The 16,754-nt window shown below is 57.7% G+C and carries 11 protein-coding genes; 9 read left to right on the top strand and 2 right to left on the bottom strand.

What is annotated here, in order from left to right; translation table 11 throughout:
• Positions 1 to 166 precede the first annotated feature (166 nt).
• The 6 genes from M8Q36_RS14600 to baeR are packed head-to-tail and all read left to right on the top strand — an operon-like array spanning position 167 to position 11,262.
• Positions 167 to 1,402, top strand: coding sequence for an MdtA/MuxA family multidrug efflux RND transporter periplasmic adaptor subunit (locus M8Q36_RS14600; RefSeq protein WP_160269521.1), 1,236 nt, complete (start codon positions 167 to 169; stop codon positions 1,400 to 1,402).
• Complete coding sequence (locus M8Q36_RS14595) at positions 1,402 to 4,524, top strand: MdtB/MuxB family multidrug efflux RND transporter permease subunit (RefSeq protein ID WP_249881345.1); 3,123 nt, start codon at positions 1,402 to 1,404, stop codon at positions 4,522 to 4,524. Before M8Q36_RS14600 ends, M8Q36_RS14595 begins: the two co-directional genes overlap by 1 nt.
• Positions 4,525 to 7,602 (top strand): multidrug efflux RND transporter permease subunit MdtC, encoded by a 3,078-nt coding sequence (gene mdtC, locus M8Q36_RS14590; protein ID WP_249881344.1) that lies wholly within the window; start codon positions 4,525 to 4,527, stop codon positions 7,600 to 7,602.
• A complete protein-coding gene (locus M8Q36_RS14585; RefSeq protein WP_249881343.1) occupies positions 7,599 to 9,014 on the top strand; it encodes an MFS transporter in 1,416 nt (471 codons plus the stop codon). Before mdtC ends, M8Q36_RS14585 begins: the two co-directional genes overlap by 4 nt.
• Positions 9,011 to 10,543, top strand: a complete 1,533-nt coding sequence (gene baeS / locus M8Q36_RS14580; RefSeq protein ID WP_249881342.1) for an envelope stress sensor histidine kinase BaeS — start codon at positions 9,011 to 9,013, stop codon at positions 10,541 to 10,543. The genes M8Q36_RS14585 and baeS overlap by 4 nt, the downstream gene beginning before the upstream one ends.
• On the top strand, positions 10,540 to 11,262 hold the full coding sequence (gene baeR / locus M8Q36_RS14575) for an envelope stress response regulator BaeR (RefSeq protein WP_017458511.1): 723 nt from the start codon (positions 10,540 to 10,542) through the stop codon (positions 11,260 to 11,262). The genes baeS and baeR overlap by 4 nt, the downstream gene beginning before the upstream one ends.
• Positions 11,263 to 11,303: 41 nt before the next feature.
• Here baeR and M8Q36_RS14570 read toward each other — a convergent pair whose 3' ends face one another.
• Complete coding sequence (locus tag M8Q36_RS14570) at positions 11,304 to 11,768, bottom strand: helix-turn-helix domain-containing protein (RefSeq protein ID WP_249881341.1); 465 nt, start codon at positions 11,766 to 11,768, stop codon at positions 11,304 to 11,306.
• A 233-nt stretch (positions 11,769 to 12,001) separates the two neighbouring features.
• Here M8Q36_RS14570 and M8Q36_RS14565 point away from each other — a divergent pair, with 233 nt between their 5' ends.
• The 3 genes from M8Q36_RS14565 to yegS all read left to right on the top strand — a co-directional run bounded on the left by M8Q36_RS14565 (position 12,002) and on the right by yegS (position 15,361).
• Entirely contained in the window at positions 12,002 to 12,733 is a 732-nt protein-coding gene (locus M8Q36_RS14565; protein WP_249881340.1) for a tetratricopeptide repeat protein, read from the top strand.
• Between the two features lie 117 nt (positions 12,734 to 12,850).
• On the top strand, positions 12,851 to 14,212 hold the full coding sequence (trhP, locus tag M8Q36_RS14560; protein ID WP_020454331.1) for a prephenate-dependent tRNA uridine(34) hydroxylase TrhP: 1,362 nt from the start codon (positions 12,851 to 12,853) through the stop codon (positions 14,210 to 14,212).
• Positions 14,213 to 14,461: 249 nt separating this feature from the next.
• The gene (gene yegS / locus M8Q36_RS14555) at positions 14,462 to 15,361 is read left to right on the top strand and encodes a lipid kinase YegS (RefSeq protein WP_249881339.1); all 900 of its coding nucleotides are present in this window, start codon (positions 14,462 to 14,464) and stop codon (positions 15,359 to 15,361) included.
• A 613-nt stretch (positions 15,362 to 15,974) separates the two neighbouring features.
• Here yegS and M8Q36_RS14550 read toward each other — a convergent pair.
• On the bottom strand, positions 15,975 to 16,748 hold the full coding sequence (locus tag M8Q36_RS14550; RefSeq protein WP_249881338.1) for an ABC transporter ATP-binding protein: 774 nt from the start codon (positions 16,746 to 16,748) through the stop codon (positions 15,975 to 15,977).
• Positions 16,749 to 16,754: the final 6 nt, after the last annotated feature.

Genomic DNA, 16,754 nt, shown 5'->3' with positions numbered 1-16,754 from the left:
GATCCCTCCCGGCATTATTTTCTCCTTTAAAATCCCCCTAACGCAAATTACCCTACCTGCCATACGTTTCCAGACAGTGTTTCATTTTTCCTCCATTTTTCCGGGGCATGCCGTTACTAAACTAGTATTATTTCGCCATTAGTTTTCCGATGAGATTCCCATAACGATGAAAGGCAGTGTTACGTTTCGCCGCACGCTTGTCGCGGCCGTGGTCATGGCGGTAGCGGGCGTAGCCTGGTACCAGTTCGCACATAAAGAGACTTCTTCTACCGCCACCGGGCAGACTCAGCGCCAGGGCGCGCCGGGCGGTGGTCGCCACGGTATGCGCGGCGGCGCGCTGCCGCCGGTGCAGGCCGCAACGGCAACCCGCGAAGCCGTACCGCGTTATCTCTCCGGGCTCGGCACCATTACCGCCGCTAATACCGTTACCGTGCGCAGCCGCGTTTCGGGCCAGCTTATGGCGATCCATTTCCAGGAAGGCCAGCAAGTAAAAGCCGGCGATCTGCTGGCGGAAATCGACCCAAGCCAGTTCAAAGTGGCGCTGGCGCAAGCGCAGGGCCAGTTGGCGAAAGATAAAGCCACACTCGCCAACGCCCGCCGTGACCTTTCTCGCTACCAGCAACTGGCGAAAACCAGCCTGGTTTCACGCCAGGATCTCGATAGCCAGCAGGCGCTGGTCACCGAATCGGAAGGCACCGTGAAAGCGGATGAAGCCGCTGTAGCCAGCGCGCAGTTAGAGCTGGACTGGAGCCGCATCACCGCCCCCATTTCCGGGCGAGTGGGTTTAAAACAGGTGGATATCGGCAACCAAATCAGCAGCAGCGACACCACCGGCATCGTGGTGTTGACGCAAACCCACCCCATCGATCTGGTGTTTACCCTGCCGGAAAGCGAAATCGCAACCGTAGTGCAGGCGCAAAAAGCAGGTCAGCAACTGGTGGTGGAAGCCTGGGATCGTACCAATAAACAGAAGCTGAGCAGCGGCACATTGTTAAGTCTCGATAATCAGATTGACGCCACCACCGGCACCATCAAACTGAAAGCCCGCTTTGATAACCAGGACGATGCCCTGTTCCCCAACCAGTTCGTCAACGCGCGCATGCTGGTTGCCACGCAGCAGGACGCGGTAGTGATCCCGGCAGCTGCCCTGCAAATGGGTAACGAAGGCAACTTCGTCTGGGTTCTGAACGATAAAAATCAGGTCAGCAAACACACCGTCACGCCAGGTATTCAGGACAGCCAGAAAGTGGTAATTGCCGCCGGTCTGTCGGCGGGCGATCGCGTGGTGACGGACGGCATTGACCGCCTGACCGAAGGGGCGAAAGTGGAAGTCGTGGATGCGAAAAACGCCGATGCCGTACCGGCAAAGCGTGAACATCCGGCCAAAGGAGCGCAGTCCTGATGCAGTTGCTACCGCCGGGCCGGACGGGCGGCCCTTCCCGTCTGTTTATTTTGCGTCCGGTCGCCACCACGCTGTTGATGGTGGCGATCCTGCTTGCCGGTATTATCGGCTACCGTTTTCTGCCCGTTTCCGCGCTGCCCGAAGTCGATTACCCGACCATTCAGGTAGTGACGCTCTACCCCGGCGCCAGCCCCGATGTGGTCACTTCGGCGATCACCGCGCCGCTGGAACGCCAGTTTGGTCAGATGTCCGGCTTAAAACAGATGTCGTCGCAAAGTTCCGGCGGCGCGTCGGTGGTGACCTTGCAGTTCCAGCTCAGTTTGCCGCTGGATGTCGCCGAACAGGAAGTGCAGGCGGCGATGAATGCCGCTAACAGCCTGCTACCGTCCGATCTGCCCAACCCGCCGGTCTACAGTAAAGTTAACCCGGCAGACCCACCGATTATGACGCTCGCCGTCACCTCTTCCGCCATGCCCATGACCCAGGTGGAAGATATGGTGGAAACGCGCGTCGCGCAGAAAATCTCGCAGGTTTCCGGCGTCGGTCTGGTGACGCTCTCTGGCGGCCAGCGCCCGGCGGTGCGTGTCAAACTCAATGCCCAGGCGATTGCTGCTCTCGGGCTGACCAGCGAAACCATTCGCACCGCCATCAGTAACGCTAACGTCAATTCGGCGAAAGGCAGCCTCGACGGCCCAACCCGCGCTGTCACGCTCTCCACCAACGATCAGATGCAGTCTGCCGAAGAGTATCGCCAGTTGATTGTCGCGTATCAGAATGGCGCGCCGATCCGCCTTGGCGATATTGCGACCGTTGAACAAGGCGCAGAAAATAGCTGGCTTGGTGCATGGGCTAATAAGCAACAAGCGATTGTCATGAACGTCCAGCGCCAGCCGGGGGCGAACATTATCGACACCGCCGACAACATCCGCAGGCTGCTACCGCAGTTAACCGAAAGCCTGCCAAAATCGGTGACGGTGAAAGTGCTGTCAGACAGAACCAACAACATTCGCGCGTCGGTTGACGACACCCAGTTCGAGCTGATGCTGGCGATCGCGCTGGTGGTGATGATTATCTACGTCTTTCTGCGCAATATTCCGGCGACCATTATTCCGGGCGTGGCGGTGCCGCTGTCGCTGGTCGGGACATTCGCGGCGATGGTATTTCTCGGTTTCTCCATCAACAACCTGACGCTAATGGCGTTGACCATCGCCACCGGCTTTGTGGTCGACGACGCCATTGTGGTAATCGAGAACATCTCACGCTACATCGAAAAAGGCGAAAAACCGCTGGCCGCCGCCCTGAAAGGGGCCGGTGAGATCGGTTTTACCATTATCTCGCTGACCTTCTCGTTGATTGCGGTCCTGATCCCGCTGCTGTTTATGGGAGATATCGTTGGTCGCCTGTTCCGCGAATTTGCCGTCACGCTGGCGATAGCGATTCTGATTTCCGCGATTGTGTCGCTGACGCTGACGCCGATGATGTGCGCACGCATGCTAAGCGCCGAATCCCTGCGCAAACAGAACCGTTTTTCCCGCGCGTCGGAGCGCTTCTTCGAGCGCGTTATCGCGGCCTACGGCAGGCTACTGAGCAAAGTGCTCAATCACCCGTGGCTGACGTTGAGCGTGGCGGTCGGTACCCTGTTTTTGTCGATCATGTTATGGGTATTCATTCCGAAAGGTTTCTTCCCGGTGCAGGACAACGGCATTATCCAGGGAACCCTGCAAGCGCCGCAATCCGCGTCCTTTGCCAGCATGGCAGAGCGCCAGCGCCAGGCGGCCGATATTATCCTGCGCGATCCGGCGGTAGAAAGCCTGACGTCATTTGTTGGCGTTGATGGCACCAACCCATCGCTTAACAGCGCCCGATTGCAAATCAACCTGAAACCGCTGGATGAGCGCGACGATCGCGTCCAGCCAGTGATTGAGCGCCTGCAACAGGCAGCGGCGAAAGTGCCCGGCGTGGCACTCTACCTACAACCGACGCAGGATTTAACCATCGATACCACCGTCAGCCGCACGCAATATCAGTTTACCTTGCAGGCCAACTCGTTAGATGCGCTCAGTACCTGGGTGCCGCAACTGGTGAGTAAACTGCAGGCGCTGCCGCAGTTGGCGGATGTCAGCAGCGACTGGCAGGACAAAGGCCTGGTGGCCTACGTGAATGTCGATCGCGACAGTGCCAGCCGTCTTGGCATCAACATGGCGGATGTGGATAACGCCCTTTATAACGCGTTTGGTCAGCGGTTGATCTCCACCATTTACACCCAGGCAAACCAGTATCGCGTGGTGCTGGAACACGACACGGCGCAAACGCCGGGGCTTTCTGCGCTCGACAACATTCGCCTGACCAGCACCGATGGCGGCATCGTGCCGCTCTCGTCGATTGCGAAAGTGGAGCAACGCTACGCACCGCTGAGCATCAACCATCTGGATCAATTCCCGTCGACGACGATCTCCTTCAACGTGGCGGAGGGGTATTCGCTCGGCGATGCGGTGCAGGCCGTGCTGGATAGCGAGAAAACGCTCAACTTCCCGACAGACATCACCACGCAGTTCCAGGGCAGCACACTGGCGTTCCAGGCGGCGCTTGGCAGCACCATCTGGCTGATTGTCGCGGCTGTCGCGGCGATGTATATCGTACTCGGCGTGCTGTACGAGAGCTTTATTCACCCCATCACTACCCTGTCGACTTTGCCAACGGCTGGCGTTGGCGCGCTGCTGGCGCTGATGGTTTCAGGCAGTGAACTGGATGTGATTGCCATCATTGGCATTATTTTGCTTATCGGTATCGTCAAGAAAAACGCCATCATGATGATTGACTTCGCCCTCGCAGCCGAACGCGAAGAGGGCATGTCGCCGCGCGATGCGATTTTCCAGGCCTGTTTACTGCGTTTTCGCCCGATATTAATGACCACGCTGGCGGCGCTGCTTGGTGCGCTACCGTTAATGCTGAGTACCGGCGTCGGCGCAGAGTTACGCCGTCCGCTGGGCATTGGTATGGTCGGTGGTTTGCTGGTGAGCCAGGTGCTGACGCTCTTTACGACGCCGGTGATTTACCTGTTATTCGATCGCCTGTCGCTGGCGGTGAAAAAGCGTTTCCCGCGCCGTGAAGAGGAGGCGTAAGTGAAGTTTTTCGCCCTCTTCATTTACCGCCCGGTGGCGACGATTTTGATTTCGCTCGCCATTACGCTGTGCGGCATTCTCGGCTTCCGGCTGTTGCCGGTCGCCCCGCTGCCGCAGGTCGATTTTCCGGTGATTATGGTCAGCGCCTCACTGCCGGGCGCCTCGCCGGAAACCATGGCCTCCTCTGTTGCCACTCCGCTTGAGCGCTCACTCGGGCGCATTGCCGGGGTCAGTGAAATGACCTCATCCAGTTCGCTGGGCAGCACGCGCATTATTCTTGAGTTTAATTTCGACCGCGATATCAACGGCGCGGCGCGCGATGTGCAGGCGGCGATTAACGCGGCGCAAAACCTGTTACCAAGCGGCATGCCATCGCGCCCGACCTATCGTAAAGCGAATCCGTCGGCTGCGCCGATCATGATTTTGACGCTTACGTCAGACACCTATTCGCAGGGGCAGTTGTATGACTTCGCCTCGACGCAACTGGCGCAAACTATTTCGCAGATTGACGGCGTGGGCGATGTCGATGTTGGCGGCAGTTCCCTGCCCGCCGTGCGTGTGGATTTAAACCCGCAGGCGCTGTTTAACCAGGGCGTATCGCTGGATTCGGTGCGCACAGCAATCAGCAATGCCAACGTGCGCAAACCGCAGGGCGCAGTGGAAGACGGCTCGCAACGCTGGCAGGTGCAAACCAACGACGAGCTGAAAACCGCCGCCGAATACCAACCGTTAATCATTCACTACAAAAACGGCTCCGCCGTACGCTTAAGCGATGTCGCGAAGGTCACTGATTCGGTGCAGGATGTGCGCAACGCCGGGATGACCAATGCGAAGCCCGCCATTTTGCTGATGATCCGTAAACTGCCGGAAGCCAATATTATTCAGACGGTGGACAGTATTCGCGCGCGTCTGCCCGGCCTGCAGCAAACCATTCCTGCGGCGATCGATTTGCAAATCGCCCAGGATCGCTCGCCGACCATTCGCGCGTCGCTGGCCGAGGTCGAACAGACGCTGGTGATCTCGGTGGCGCTGGTGATCCTGGTGGTGTTCCTGTTTTTACGTTCAGGCCGCGCAACGCTGATCCCGGCGGTTGCCGTCCCCGTGTCGCTTATCGGCACGTTTGCCGCCATGTATTTATGCGGCTTTAGCCTGAATAACCTGTCGCTCATGGCGCTGACCATTGCCACCGGTTTTGTTGTCGATGATGCGATTGTGGTGCTGGAAAATATCTCACGCCATCTGGAAGCGGGAATGAAACCGTTGCAGGCGGCGCTGCAAGGTACCCGCGAAGTGGGCTTTACCGTGCTATCGATGAGCATCTCGCTGGTGGCCGTATTCCTGCCGCTGCTGCTGATGGCGGGGCTTCCGGGACGTTTGCTGCGCGAATTCGCCGTCACGCTGTCAGTGGCAATTGGTATTTCGCTGGTTATTTCCCTGACGCTAACGCCGATGATGTGCGGCTGGTTGTTAAAAGCGCATAAACCGCGCGAGCGCAGCCGGGAAAAAGGCTTTGGCCGTCTGCTGGTGGCGCTACAGCGGCAATACGCGCGTTCGTTGAAATGGGTGCTCAACCACGCGCGGTTAGTCGGGTTAGTGTTAATTGGCACCATCGCGCTCAATATCTGGCTCTATATTTCGATTCCGAAAACCTTCTTCCCTGAGCAGGATACCGGCGTGCTGATGGGCGGCATTCAGGCCGATCAGAGCATTTCGTTCCAGGCGATGCGCGGCAAATTGCAGGACTTTATGAAGATCATCCGTGACGATCCCGCGGTAGATAATGTCACCGGTTTTACCGGCGGCTCGCGCGTTAACAGCGGCATGATGTTTATCACGCTGAAATCCCGCGATGTGCGTAAAGAGACCGCGCAACAGGTGATTGATCGTCTGCGCGGCAAGCTGGCCAAAGAGCCGGGCGCGAGCCTGTTTTTGATGGCCGTGCAGGATATTCGCGTTGGCGGACGTCAGGCCAATGCCAGCTACCAGTTCGCCTTACTGTCGGACTCGCTCAGCGCCCTGCGTGAATGGGAACCCAAAATCCGCAAAGCCCTCGCCGCGCTGCCGGAACTGGCGGACGTTAACTCGGATCAGCAGGATAACGGCGCAGAGATGAATCTGGTGTACGACCGTGAAACCATGTCGCAGCTCGGTATCAGCGTCCAGGCGGCCAACAGCCTGTTAAATAATGCTTTCGGTCAACGACAGATTTCCACCATCTACCAGCCGCTAAACCAGTACAAAGTGGTGATGGAAGTCGACCCGCGCTACACCCAGGATGTCAGCGCGCTGGATAAGATGTACGTCATCAACAGTGACGGTAAAACGATCCCGCTCTCCTACTTCGCGCACTGGCAGCCCGCCAACGCGCCGCTGTCGGTGAATCACCAGGGGTTGTCGGCGGCATCGACCATTGCCTTTAACCTGCCAACAGGTACCTCGTTATCGCAAGCCAGCGACGCCATTAACCGCGCGATGACGCAGCTTGGCGTGCCTTCCAGCGTGCGCGGCAGTTTTGCCGGCACCGCGCAGGTGTTCCAGGAAACGATGAACTCACAGGTCATTCTGATCCTGGCGGCAATCGCGACGGTCTACATTGTGCTGGGGATTTTGTACGAGAGCTATGTTCACCCGCTGACCATTCTCTCTACCCTGCCCTCGGCGGGCGTGGGCGCGCTGCTGGCGCTTGAGCTTTTCGGTGCGCCGTTCAGTTTAATAGCGCTGATTGGCATTATGCTGTTGATTGGGATTGTAAAGAAAAACGCGATAATGATGGTCGACTTCGCGCTTGAAGCGCAGCGCCAGGGGAACCTCACGGCTGAAGAGGCGATTTTCCAGGCCTGCCTGCTGCGTTTTCGCCCGATAATGATGACCACGCTGGCGGCGCTGTTTGGCGCGCTGCCATTAGTGATCTCCGGTGGCGACGGCTCCGAGCTACGCCAGCCGCTCGGTATTACGATTGTGGGCGGGCTGGTAATGAGCCAGTTGCTCACCCTGTACACCACGCCGGTGGTCTATCTCTTCTTCGACCGCCTGCGTATGCGCTTTAGCCGACACGAAAGAGAGCCAGTTAGTGAATGAATGAGCTACCGAAAAACATCCGCTGGCAGCTATGGATTGTCGCCTTTGGCTTTTTTATGCAGTCGCTGGATACCACCATTGTTAACACGGCGCTCCCCTCGATGGCGAAAAGCCTCGGGGAGAGCCCGCTGCACATGCATATGGTGGTGGTCTCCTATGTGCTGACGGTGGCGGTGATGCTGCCCGCCAGCGGCTGGCTGGCTGACAGGGTTGGCGTGCGGAACATCTTTTTTGCCGCCATTGTGCTGTTTACCACCGGCTCACTGTTTTGCGCGCAGGCATCGACACTCGATCAGTTAGTCATGGCGCGCGTGCTACAAGGTGTCGGCGGCGCGATGATGGTGCCGGTCGGCAGGCTAACGGTGATGAAAATTGTCCCGCGCGATCAGTACATGGCGGCGATGACTTTTGTCACCCTACCGGGGCAGGTAGGCCCGCTGCTCGGCCCGGCGCTTGGCGGTATCCTGGTGGAATATGCCTCCTGGCACTGGATTTTCCTGATTAACCTGCCGGTGGGCATTCTCGGTGCGATCGCCACCCTCAGCCTGATGCCCAACTACACGCTGCAAACCCGCCGCTTTGATATGGCGGGTTTTGTGCTGCTCGCGGGCGGCATGGCAACGCTGACGCTGGCGCTCGATGGCAATCGCGGACTGGGGCTAACGTCGTGGCAACTCGGCGCGCTGGTGGCAGTGGGCGCGGCGGCGATGCTCTTTTATCTGCTGCATGCCAGGGGCAACGACGGCGCGTTGTTTAATCTGCGGTTATTCCGTACACCCTCTTTTTCGCTGGGTCTGGCCGGGAGTTTCGCCGGGCGCATCGGCAGCGGTATGTTGCCGTTTATGACGCCGGTGTTTTTGCAGATTGGCCTGGGGTTTTCGCCCTTTCACGCCGGGCTGATGATGATCCCGATGGTGCTGGGCAGCATGGGAATGAAACGCATCGTGGTGCAGGTGGTGAACCGCTTCGGTTACCGCCGCGCGCTGGTCTGCTCCACGCTTGGCCTGGCCGCCATCAGCCTGCTGTTTATGACAACAGCGCTGCTCGGCTGGTATTACCTGCTGCCGGTGGTGCTGTTCTGCCAGGGGATGATCAACTCAATGCGCTTCTCCTCCATGAACACCTTAACGCTCAAAGATCTGCCCGATGAGCTGGCCAGCGGCGGCAACAGCCTGCTGTCAATGATCATGCAGCTATCGATGAGTATCGGGGTGACTGTCGCCGGGCTGCTGCTCGGCCTGTTTGGTCAGCAACATCTGTCCGCAGACAGCGGCGTGGCGCACCATGTTTTCCTTTACACCTATCTCAGCATGGCGGTGATTATTTCACTTCCGGCGTTGCTCTTCGCCCGCGTCCCGAATGACGCCAGCCAGAACGTCGTGATTGCCCGTCGCAACAGGAGAGAATCATGAAGTTCTGGCGGCCGGGTATTACGGCCAAACTGTTTCTGGCGATTTTAGCCACCTGCATTGTTCTGCTGATCACCATGCACTGGGCGGTGCGTCTCAGCTTTGAGCACGGTTTTATTGACTACATTAAGCGCGGCAACGAACAGCGCCTGCAAATGCTGAGCGACTCGCTGGCCGAGCAGTATGCGCAGAACGGAAGCTGGCAGTTCCTGCGCAACAACGACCGGGTGATTTTTCAGCTTTTGCGTTCATTCGAACGTGATAACGATCGTGAAGAAGACAGACCTGGTGGCCCCGGCGAGCCGCCGCGCGAGATGGACAGAAACGCACCGCCTGGCATGGAACCCGGCGGGGAGCGTGACATGCGACCTGGTCCGGATGGCGAAATGGAACGCGAGCCTGGCCCGCCACCGCCGGATATGCCGCCGCACGGCTGGCGCACCAAATTCTGGGTCGCCGATCAGGATAATAATGTGCTGGTCGGCCCGCGCTCACCGGTACCAAAGGACGGCACACGCCGGGCGATTGTCGTAAATAACGCGACCGTCGGCTGGGTTATCGCTTCGCCGATTGAGCGCCTGACGCGCAACACCGATATCAACTTTGAGCGTCAGCAGCGGCGCACCAGCTGGCTGATTGTCGGCCTTGCCACACTGCTCGCCGCGCTGGCCACTTTCCCGCTGGCGCGCGGTTTACTGGCGCCGGTAAAACGTCTGGTCGATGGCACCCACCGGCTTGCCTCCGGCGATTTCACCACCCGTGTCAATCCCGGAAGCCAGGATGAACTTGGCTGGCTGGCGCGCGACTTTAACCAGCTCGCCAGCACGCTGGAGCGCAACCAGCAGATGCGGCGTGATTTTATGGCGGATATCTCGCATGAACTGCGCACGCCACTGGCGGTGCTGCGCGGCGAACTGGAGGCGATCCAGGATGGTGTACGGCAGTTCACGCCGGAATCGGTAGCCTCGCTGCAGGCAGAAGTCGCCACGCTCACCAAGCTGGTCAATGACCTGCATCAGTTGTCGATGTCCGATGAAGGGGCGCTGGCCTACCAGAAAGCGCCGGTGGATGTGGTGTCGCTGGTCGAGATCGCCGCAGGCGCTTTCCGCGAGCGTTACGCCAGCCGCAATCTGACCCTTTCTCTTGAAGTGCCCGCCAGCGCCACGGTGTTTGGCGATCCCGATCGCCTGATGCAGTTATTTAATAACCTGCTTGAAAACAGCCTGCGCTACACCGATGCGGGCGGGCAAACGCTTATCCAGGTCATGACCCGCGATAACACGCTGGTGATGCGTTTTGCCGACAGCGCACCGGGCGTCAGCGATGAGCAACTCAAACGGCTTTTCGAGCGCTTTTATCGCACGGAAGGCTCGCGTAACCGTGCCAGCGGCGGCTCCGGCCTGGGGCTGGCTATTTGTTTGAATATTGTGGAAGCGCACGGTGGCGCTATCCATGCGGCGCACTCGCCATTCGGCGGGGTTAGCATTACAGTTGAACTACCGCTTGAACGCGAAAAAACGAGAGATGTATGACTGAGTTACCGATCGATGAAAACACGCCACGCATCCTGGTTGTTGAAGATGAGCCTAAGCTTGGGCAGTTGCTGCTCGACTATCTGCGCGCGGCAAGCTACGCGCCAACGCTGATTAACCACGGCGATCAGGTGCTCTCTTACGTGCGCCAGACGCCGCCGGATCTGATCCTGCTGGATTTGATGCTGCCCGGTACCGACGGGTTAACGTTATGTCGGGAAATCCGCCGTTTTTCTAACGTGCCCATTATTATGGTGACGGCGAAAATCGAAGAGATCGACCGCTTGCTGGGGCTGGAGATTGGCGCAGATGATTACATCTGCAAACCGTACAGCCCGCGCGAAGTGGTGGCACGCGTGAAAACCATTCTGCGCCGTTGCAAACCGCAGCGCGAGCTGGAGCGGCTGGACGCGGAAAGCCCGCTGATTGTCGATGAAGGGCGTTTTCAGGCGAGCTGGCACAACAAGCTGCTGGATCTCACGCCCGCTGAGTTTCGCCTGCTGAAAACCCTCTCCAGCGAGCCGGGTAAAGTCTTCTCCCGCGAGCAGTTGCTTAACCATCTGTATGACGACTACCGCGTGGTAACGGACCGCACCATCGACAGCCATATCAAAAACCTGCGCCGCAAACTTGAAGCGCTGGATGAGGAGCAATCCTTTATCCGCGCCGTTTACGGTGTCGGCTACCGCTGGGAAGCCGACGCCTGCAAACTGGCGTAAGCCAGATGTCGGGCGCATGCGCCCGACACGCTTCATCCATGTTATTTACGCAGCAATCGCTGCAAACGCTGCTTATGCCACTGGCTAATCAGATTCGCGAAGACAAAAATCCGCAGCCCTTTCACCGCCACTAGCCCGCCCCAAATCGCCGCCACCCACAATGACCAGTGGCTTTCCGGCGAGGTGCTGCGGTTGAGGAAAAACAGCAGCACGCAGACGACAACGGCGGTGATCAACATGCGCCAGAAACTGCTTTCGGCATCGAGCTGTTCCCGCGCGGCAGTAATGCGTTTATCCAGCGCCTCTTCGCCCGCCTCGCTTTGCGCGGAAAGCTCGGTGACGCTGACGCCAAACACCGCCGCCAGTGCGCTGAGTGTTTCCAGAGAAGGCTGATCGCCATTTTCAATTCTCTGCACGGTTCTGACGCTCAGCGCCGCCATCTCTGCCAGTTGTTCCTGTGACCAGGCCCGAGCCAGACGTAATGTTTTTACTTTGTTATCGCTCATACTCTTTCTCCTGATGAATCCGGCCTGTAGTGTCACCCAACCCCGCAGACAGCAACACGATCCGCACCTGACAGCGACCCGACAGCAGCCTGACACGGCCTGTCGTCAAGTATAACCCCAGTGAATACGTCTTCCGTGAACAACGGCGCAATCCTCTGTATGATGGCTGCCGCCTGGGGCATAGTATCGTTTCGTCAGCCGCCAGGCCTGACAACAATAAAAGGAAAGGGATAGTGAGGAAATACTACTACGGTGCGCTGACACTCTTCTTTGCCGCGTTCAACTGCCAGGCAGAGTTAACCGAAGCACAGATGGATGCAGACTGCGCGAAAATCGCCGATTACGCCAAAAAAGGCGATCAGTATTACAAAGCGAAAGACTACCCCAAAGCGCGCGAGGCTTTCGAAGAACAGGCCGCATGGCTGGAGCAGTGCGAATCAGGCAAAGATAAACCGAATGATGTGTTGATAGCGACCGCCTACAACAACGTCGCGCTTACCTGGATCCGCCAGGGCGAATACCGTAAAGCACAGGCGTGGCTGTCCATTATGCCGGACGATGAAAAGTCGAAATATAACCTCGCGCGTATTCAGGACAAGCTGCAGGCGCTGCCAAAACCGGCTTCCGCCGCGGGTGAATACTGGCAGTATGCCGGGCGCAGCGAGTGGGAAGTGCTCACGCTCAAACCGCAGGGTAAAGAGAGCTGGCAGGCGGACTGGTCCGGTCTTTATTTCGGCATCATGGGGCTGTACTCCGGGCCGAATATGGGTGATTTCAGCGAAAAAATGACGCTGAAAAACGGCAAAGGCGACATCATTTTGCGTGATGAAGGTATTTCCCAATGCACCATTTCGCTGAGTCTGGCGGCGGATCTCAACACGCTGGAGATGAAAACGGATGATGCGACGAACTGCGGTTTCGGCCATAACGTCAGCGCCGATGGCACCTACCTGCGCGTGAACTAACGCGCGGGTTTACTCCCCTGCCCCACGGCGCTACAATTCCCGCCCTAAATTTAGGGGAACTCCCCTGCGGCCTCACTTCGGTGAGGCTATCTGACCTGTCATCAGAACGAGAACATCATGTTTAAACCGGAACTCCTTTCCCCGGCGGGAACGCTGAAAAATATGCGTTACGCTTTCGCCTACGGCGCAGACGCGGTTTACGCGGGCCAACCGCGTTACTCGCTGCGCGTGCGCAATAACGAATTCAACCACGAAAACCTGCAAATCGGCATTAACGAAGCCCACGCGCTGGGTAAACAGTTTTACGTGGTAGTGAACATTGCCCCGCACAACGCCAAGCTGAAAACGTTTATTCGCGATCTGAAACCGGTGGTGGATATGGGGCCGGACGCGCTGATTATGTCCGATCCCGGTTTAATCATGCTGGTGCGGGAAAACTTCCCGCAGATGCCGATCCATCTGTCGGTGCAGGCCAACGCCGTTAACTGGGCGACCGTAAAGTTCTGGCAACAAATGGGGCTGAGCCGCGTGATCCTCTCCCGCGAACTGTCGCTGGAAGAGATTGCCGAAATCCGCGCCCAGGTGCCGGAGATGGAGATCGAAATCTTCGTGCACGGCGCGCTGTGCATGGCTTATTCCGGCCGCTGCCTGCTCTCGGGGTATATCAATAAACGCGATCCGAACCAGGGCACCTGTACCAATGCCTGTCGCTGGGAATATAAGGTGCAGGAAGGCAAAGAAGACGCTATCGGCAATATCGTGCACGTGCATGAACCGATCCCGGTTCAAAACATTGAACCGACACTCGGCGTCGGCGCGCCGACCGATAAAGTCTTCATGATTGAAGAAGCCCAGCGTCCGGGCGAGTACATGACCGCCTTCGAAGACGAGCACGGCACTTACATCATGAACTCGAAAGATCTGCGGGCGATCGCGCACGTTGAACGTTTAACGCAGATGGGGGTGCACTCTCTGAAGATTGAAGGCCGCACTAAATCCTTCTACTACTGCGCGCGCACTGCGCAGGTTTATCGCAAAGCGATTGACGACGCCGCAGCGGGCAAGCCGTTCGACACCTCGCTGCTGGAGACGCTGGAAGGCCTGGCGCACCGTGGATACACCGAAGGGTTCCTGCGCCGTCACACCCATGACGACTACCAGAATTATGAATACGGTTATTCCGTTTCCGAACGCCAGCAGTTTGTCGGTGAATTCACCGGTGAGCGCAAAGGCGACCTTGCGGCCGTCGCGGTGAAAAACAAGTTCTCCGTTGGCGACAGCCTGGAGCTGATGACGCCGCAGGGCAACGTCAACTTTACGCTGGAGCATATGGAAAACGCCAAAGGCGAAGCCATGCCGGTGGCGCCGGGAGACGGTTATACTGTCTGGCTGCCGGTTCCGCAGGATATGGCGCTGGAATATGCGCTGTTAATGCGTAATTTCACCGGTCAGTCAACACGTAATCCTCACGCGAAGTGATTGAGCAGGGTTATTTTTTCGGCGCGAAAAATCTTAGAATCGGATCACATACCGCCCCGTTTAATACGGGTATTATCCTTCTCGCTGAAAAACATAACCCATAAATGCTAGCTGTACCAGGAACCACCTCCTTAGCCTGCGTAATCTCCCTTACGCAGGCTGATTTTTTTCATCCTTTCTCTGCTTTTTCTCCCCACTTTTCTCTCCTGAGATACACTTTTCTCATCGAATTCAATAAGGATGAAGAGAATGAGCGCATTTCCCACAAGTTTGTTAATCCTCAACGGTAAAAGCGCCGGGGACGAAGCCCTGCGCGAAGCGGTAACGCTATTGCGCGACGAAGGCATGGATATTCAGGTGCGCGTTACCTGGGAAAAAGGCGACGCGGTGCGCTATGTCGAGGAGGCTCAACGGCTCGGCGTTGCCACGGTGATTGCCGGTGGCGGCGATGGCACCATCAATGAAGTGGCGACCGCGCTGGTGAACCGCAAAAGCGAAACAAGCCCGGCGCTGGGCATTTTGCCGCTCGGCACCGCCAATGATTTCGCCACCAGCGCAGGCATCCCGGAAGCGCTGGATAAAGCCTTGCAACTGGCGATTGTCGGTAAAGCGGCGCCGATTGATATCGCCCGCGTGAACGATAAAACCTGCTTTATCAATATGGCGACCGGCGGTTTTGGGACGCGTATTACCAGCGAAACGCCGGAAAAACTCAAAGCCGCGCTCGGTGGCGTCTCCTATTTGATTCACGGTCTGATGCGCATGGATATGCTGAAAGCAGATCGCTGCGAAATAAGTGGTGAGGATTTTCACTGGCAGGGCGACGCGCTGGTGATCGGCATCGGTAATGGCCGCCAGGCGGGCGGCGGACAGCAACTCTGCCCGCAAGCGCTGATCAATGACGGCTTATTACAGCTACGGATTTTCACCGGTGATGAACTGCTTCCCGCGCTGTTTACCACCCTGACACAGCCGGAAGATAACCCGCATATTGTCGACGGGAAATCAGCGTGGTTTGAGATCAATGCCCCACATGAAATGACCTTTAATCTCGATGGCGAACCGCTGCGCGGCGAGCAGTTTCGCATTGAAGTGGTGCCGAATGCGTTGCAATGCCGCTTGCCGCCGGATTGCCCGTTATTGCGTTAACGCACCGTAACGCTGCGCGGGTGTTGGAAGCCAATAATCAAGCCCGGTGAGTACAAGCGCCACCGGCAATCGATGCGACATGCCGCATGAATGGAATGGTTCCGTTCACCAGGCGTTCTGCGGTTTCTGAAACTTCACCTACCGTGAACGGGATAAGAGGAGCTGCCGCGCTCCCCTTATCCCATCTATGGATCATTGCGCCATAAGCCGTTATTTATTGTCGCGAATCTAACAGCGATGGGGTTGAGTCCACGCTGAAATCGGCGAACCGGAGCGTGAATGACAAGGTCTGGACGCCATGGATGGCGGCCAGAGGCGAATCGAGACAGGACAAAATTGCCGGGAGCAATTTTGAACAGCGCTAGCGCTGGCCCCGAAGGGGCGAGTCCCAGGGATGGGACGAGTAATCTTGAGTCGAGCCGACCGCAGGCAGGCACGCGGGAGGTGAGTGCAGTGCGCAGCACCGATTTCCTGCGGGGCCGCGGAGATTGACAAGGGGAACGCAGTGTTCCCCTTGTCCCGTTCACCGCTATACGGTTTATTGTGAGAGCCGTTCTGATAGTGAACGGAACCATTCCACAATACTAAAGCAGCGCCAATGAATCCCACAAACTTAATACGCCGCCACCTCGCGCGCCATCTCGCGGCTATATTGCTGGCTGGCGTTAACCAGCATCCGCGTATAATCCGTTTGCGCCGCGCCGCTCACCAGCGCATCGACGGTTAATGTCTCGAGGATTTTACCGTGCTGCATCACCGCCACTTTCTGGCACAAATGGGCGATCACGCCAAGATCGTGCGTCACCATCAGGTAGGTGAGTTGAGACTCCTGATGCAGCGCCGCCAGCAAGTTGAGGATTTCCGCCTGCACCGAGACATCCAGCGCCGAGGTCGGTTCATCGAGCAGCAATACGCGCGGCTCCAGAATCAGCGCCCGGGCGATAGCCACACGCTGACGCTGGCCGCCGGAGAGCTGATGCGGATAACGGTCACGAAAAGCACGGTTTAACCCTACTTTATCCAGCAGCGTGTTGATGCGCCGATCGCGGTCGTTAATGCCGTGAATTTGCAGCGGCTCTTCCAGAATGTCGCCAATGGTGTGGCGCGGGTGCAGCGAACCGTAAGGATCCTGAAACACCATCTGCACCAGCCGACAGCGCGCCGGGCTAAGGCGCTTTTCCAGCGGCTGGTCGTTGATTGCTAACTCACCTTCCCAGTGGGTAAACAACCCGGCCAAGCATTTCAGCACCGTGGTTTTGCCGGAGCCGGACTCCCCCACCAGCCCGTAAATTTCACCCGGCCGCACGCTGAAACTGACATCCTCCAGCACCTGATTGCGCTTCTCCCCTTCACCAAACGCGAGGTGAAGGTTTTTCACGTTGATCATTTTGCT

The sequence above is a fragment of the Kosakonia sp. R1.Fl genome, assembly GCF_023516815.1.
Classification (GTDB): domain Bacteria; phylum Pseudomonadota; class Gammaproteobacteria; order Enterobacterales; family Enterobacteriaceae; genus Kosakonia.
Note: the sequence above shows the minus strand (reverse complement) of the source record. Positions and strands in the feature narration are given on the sequence as shown.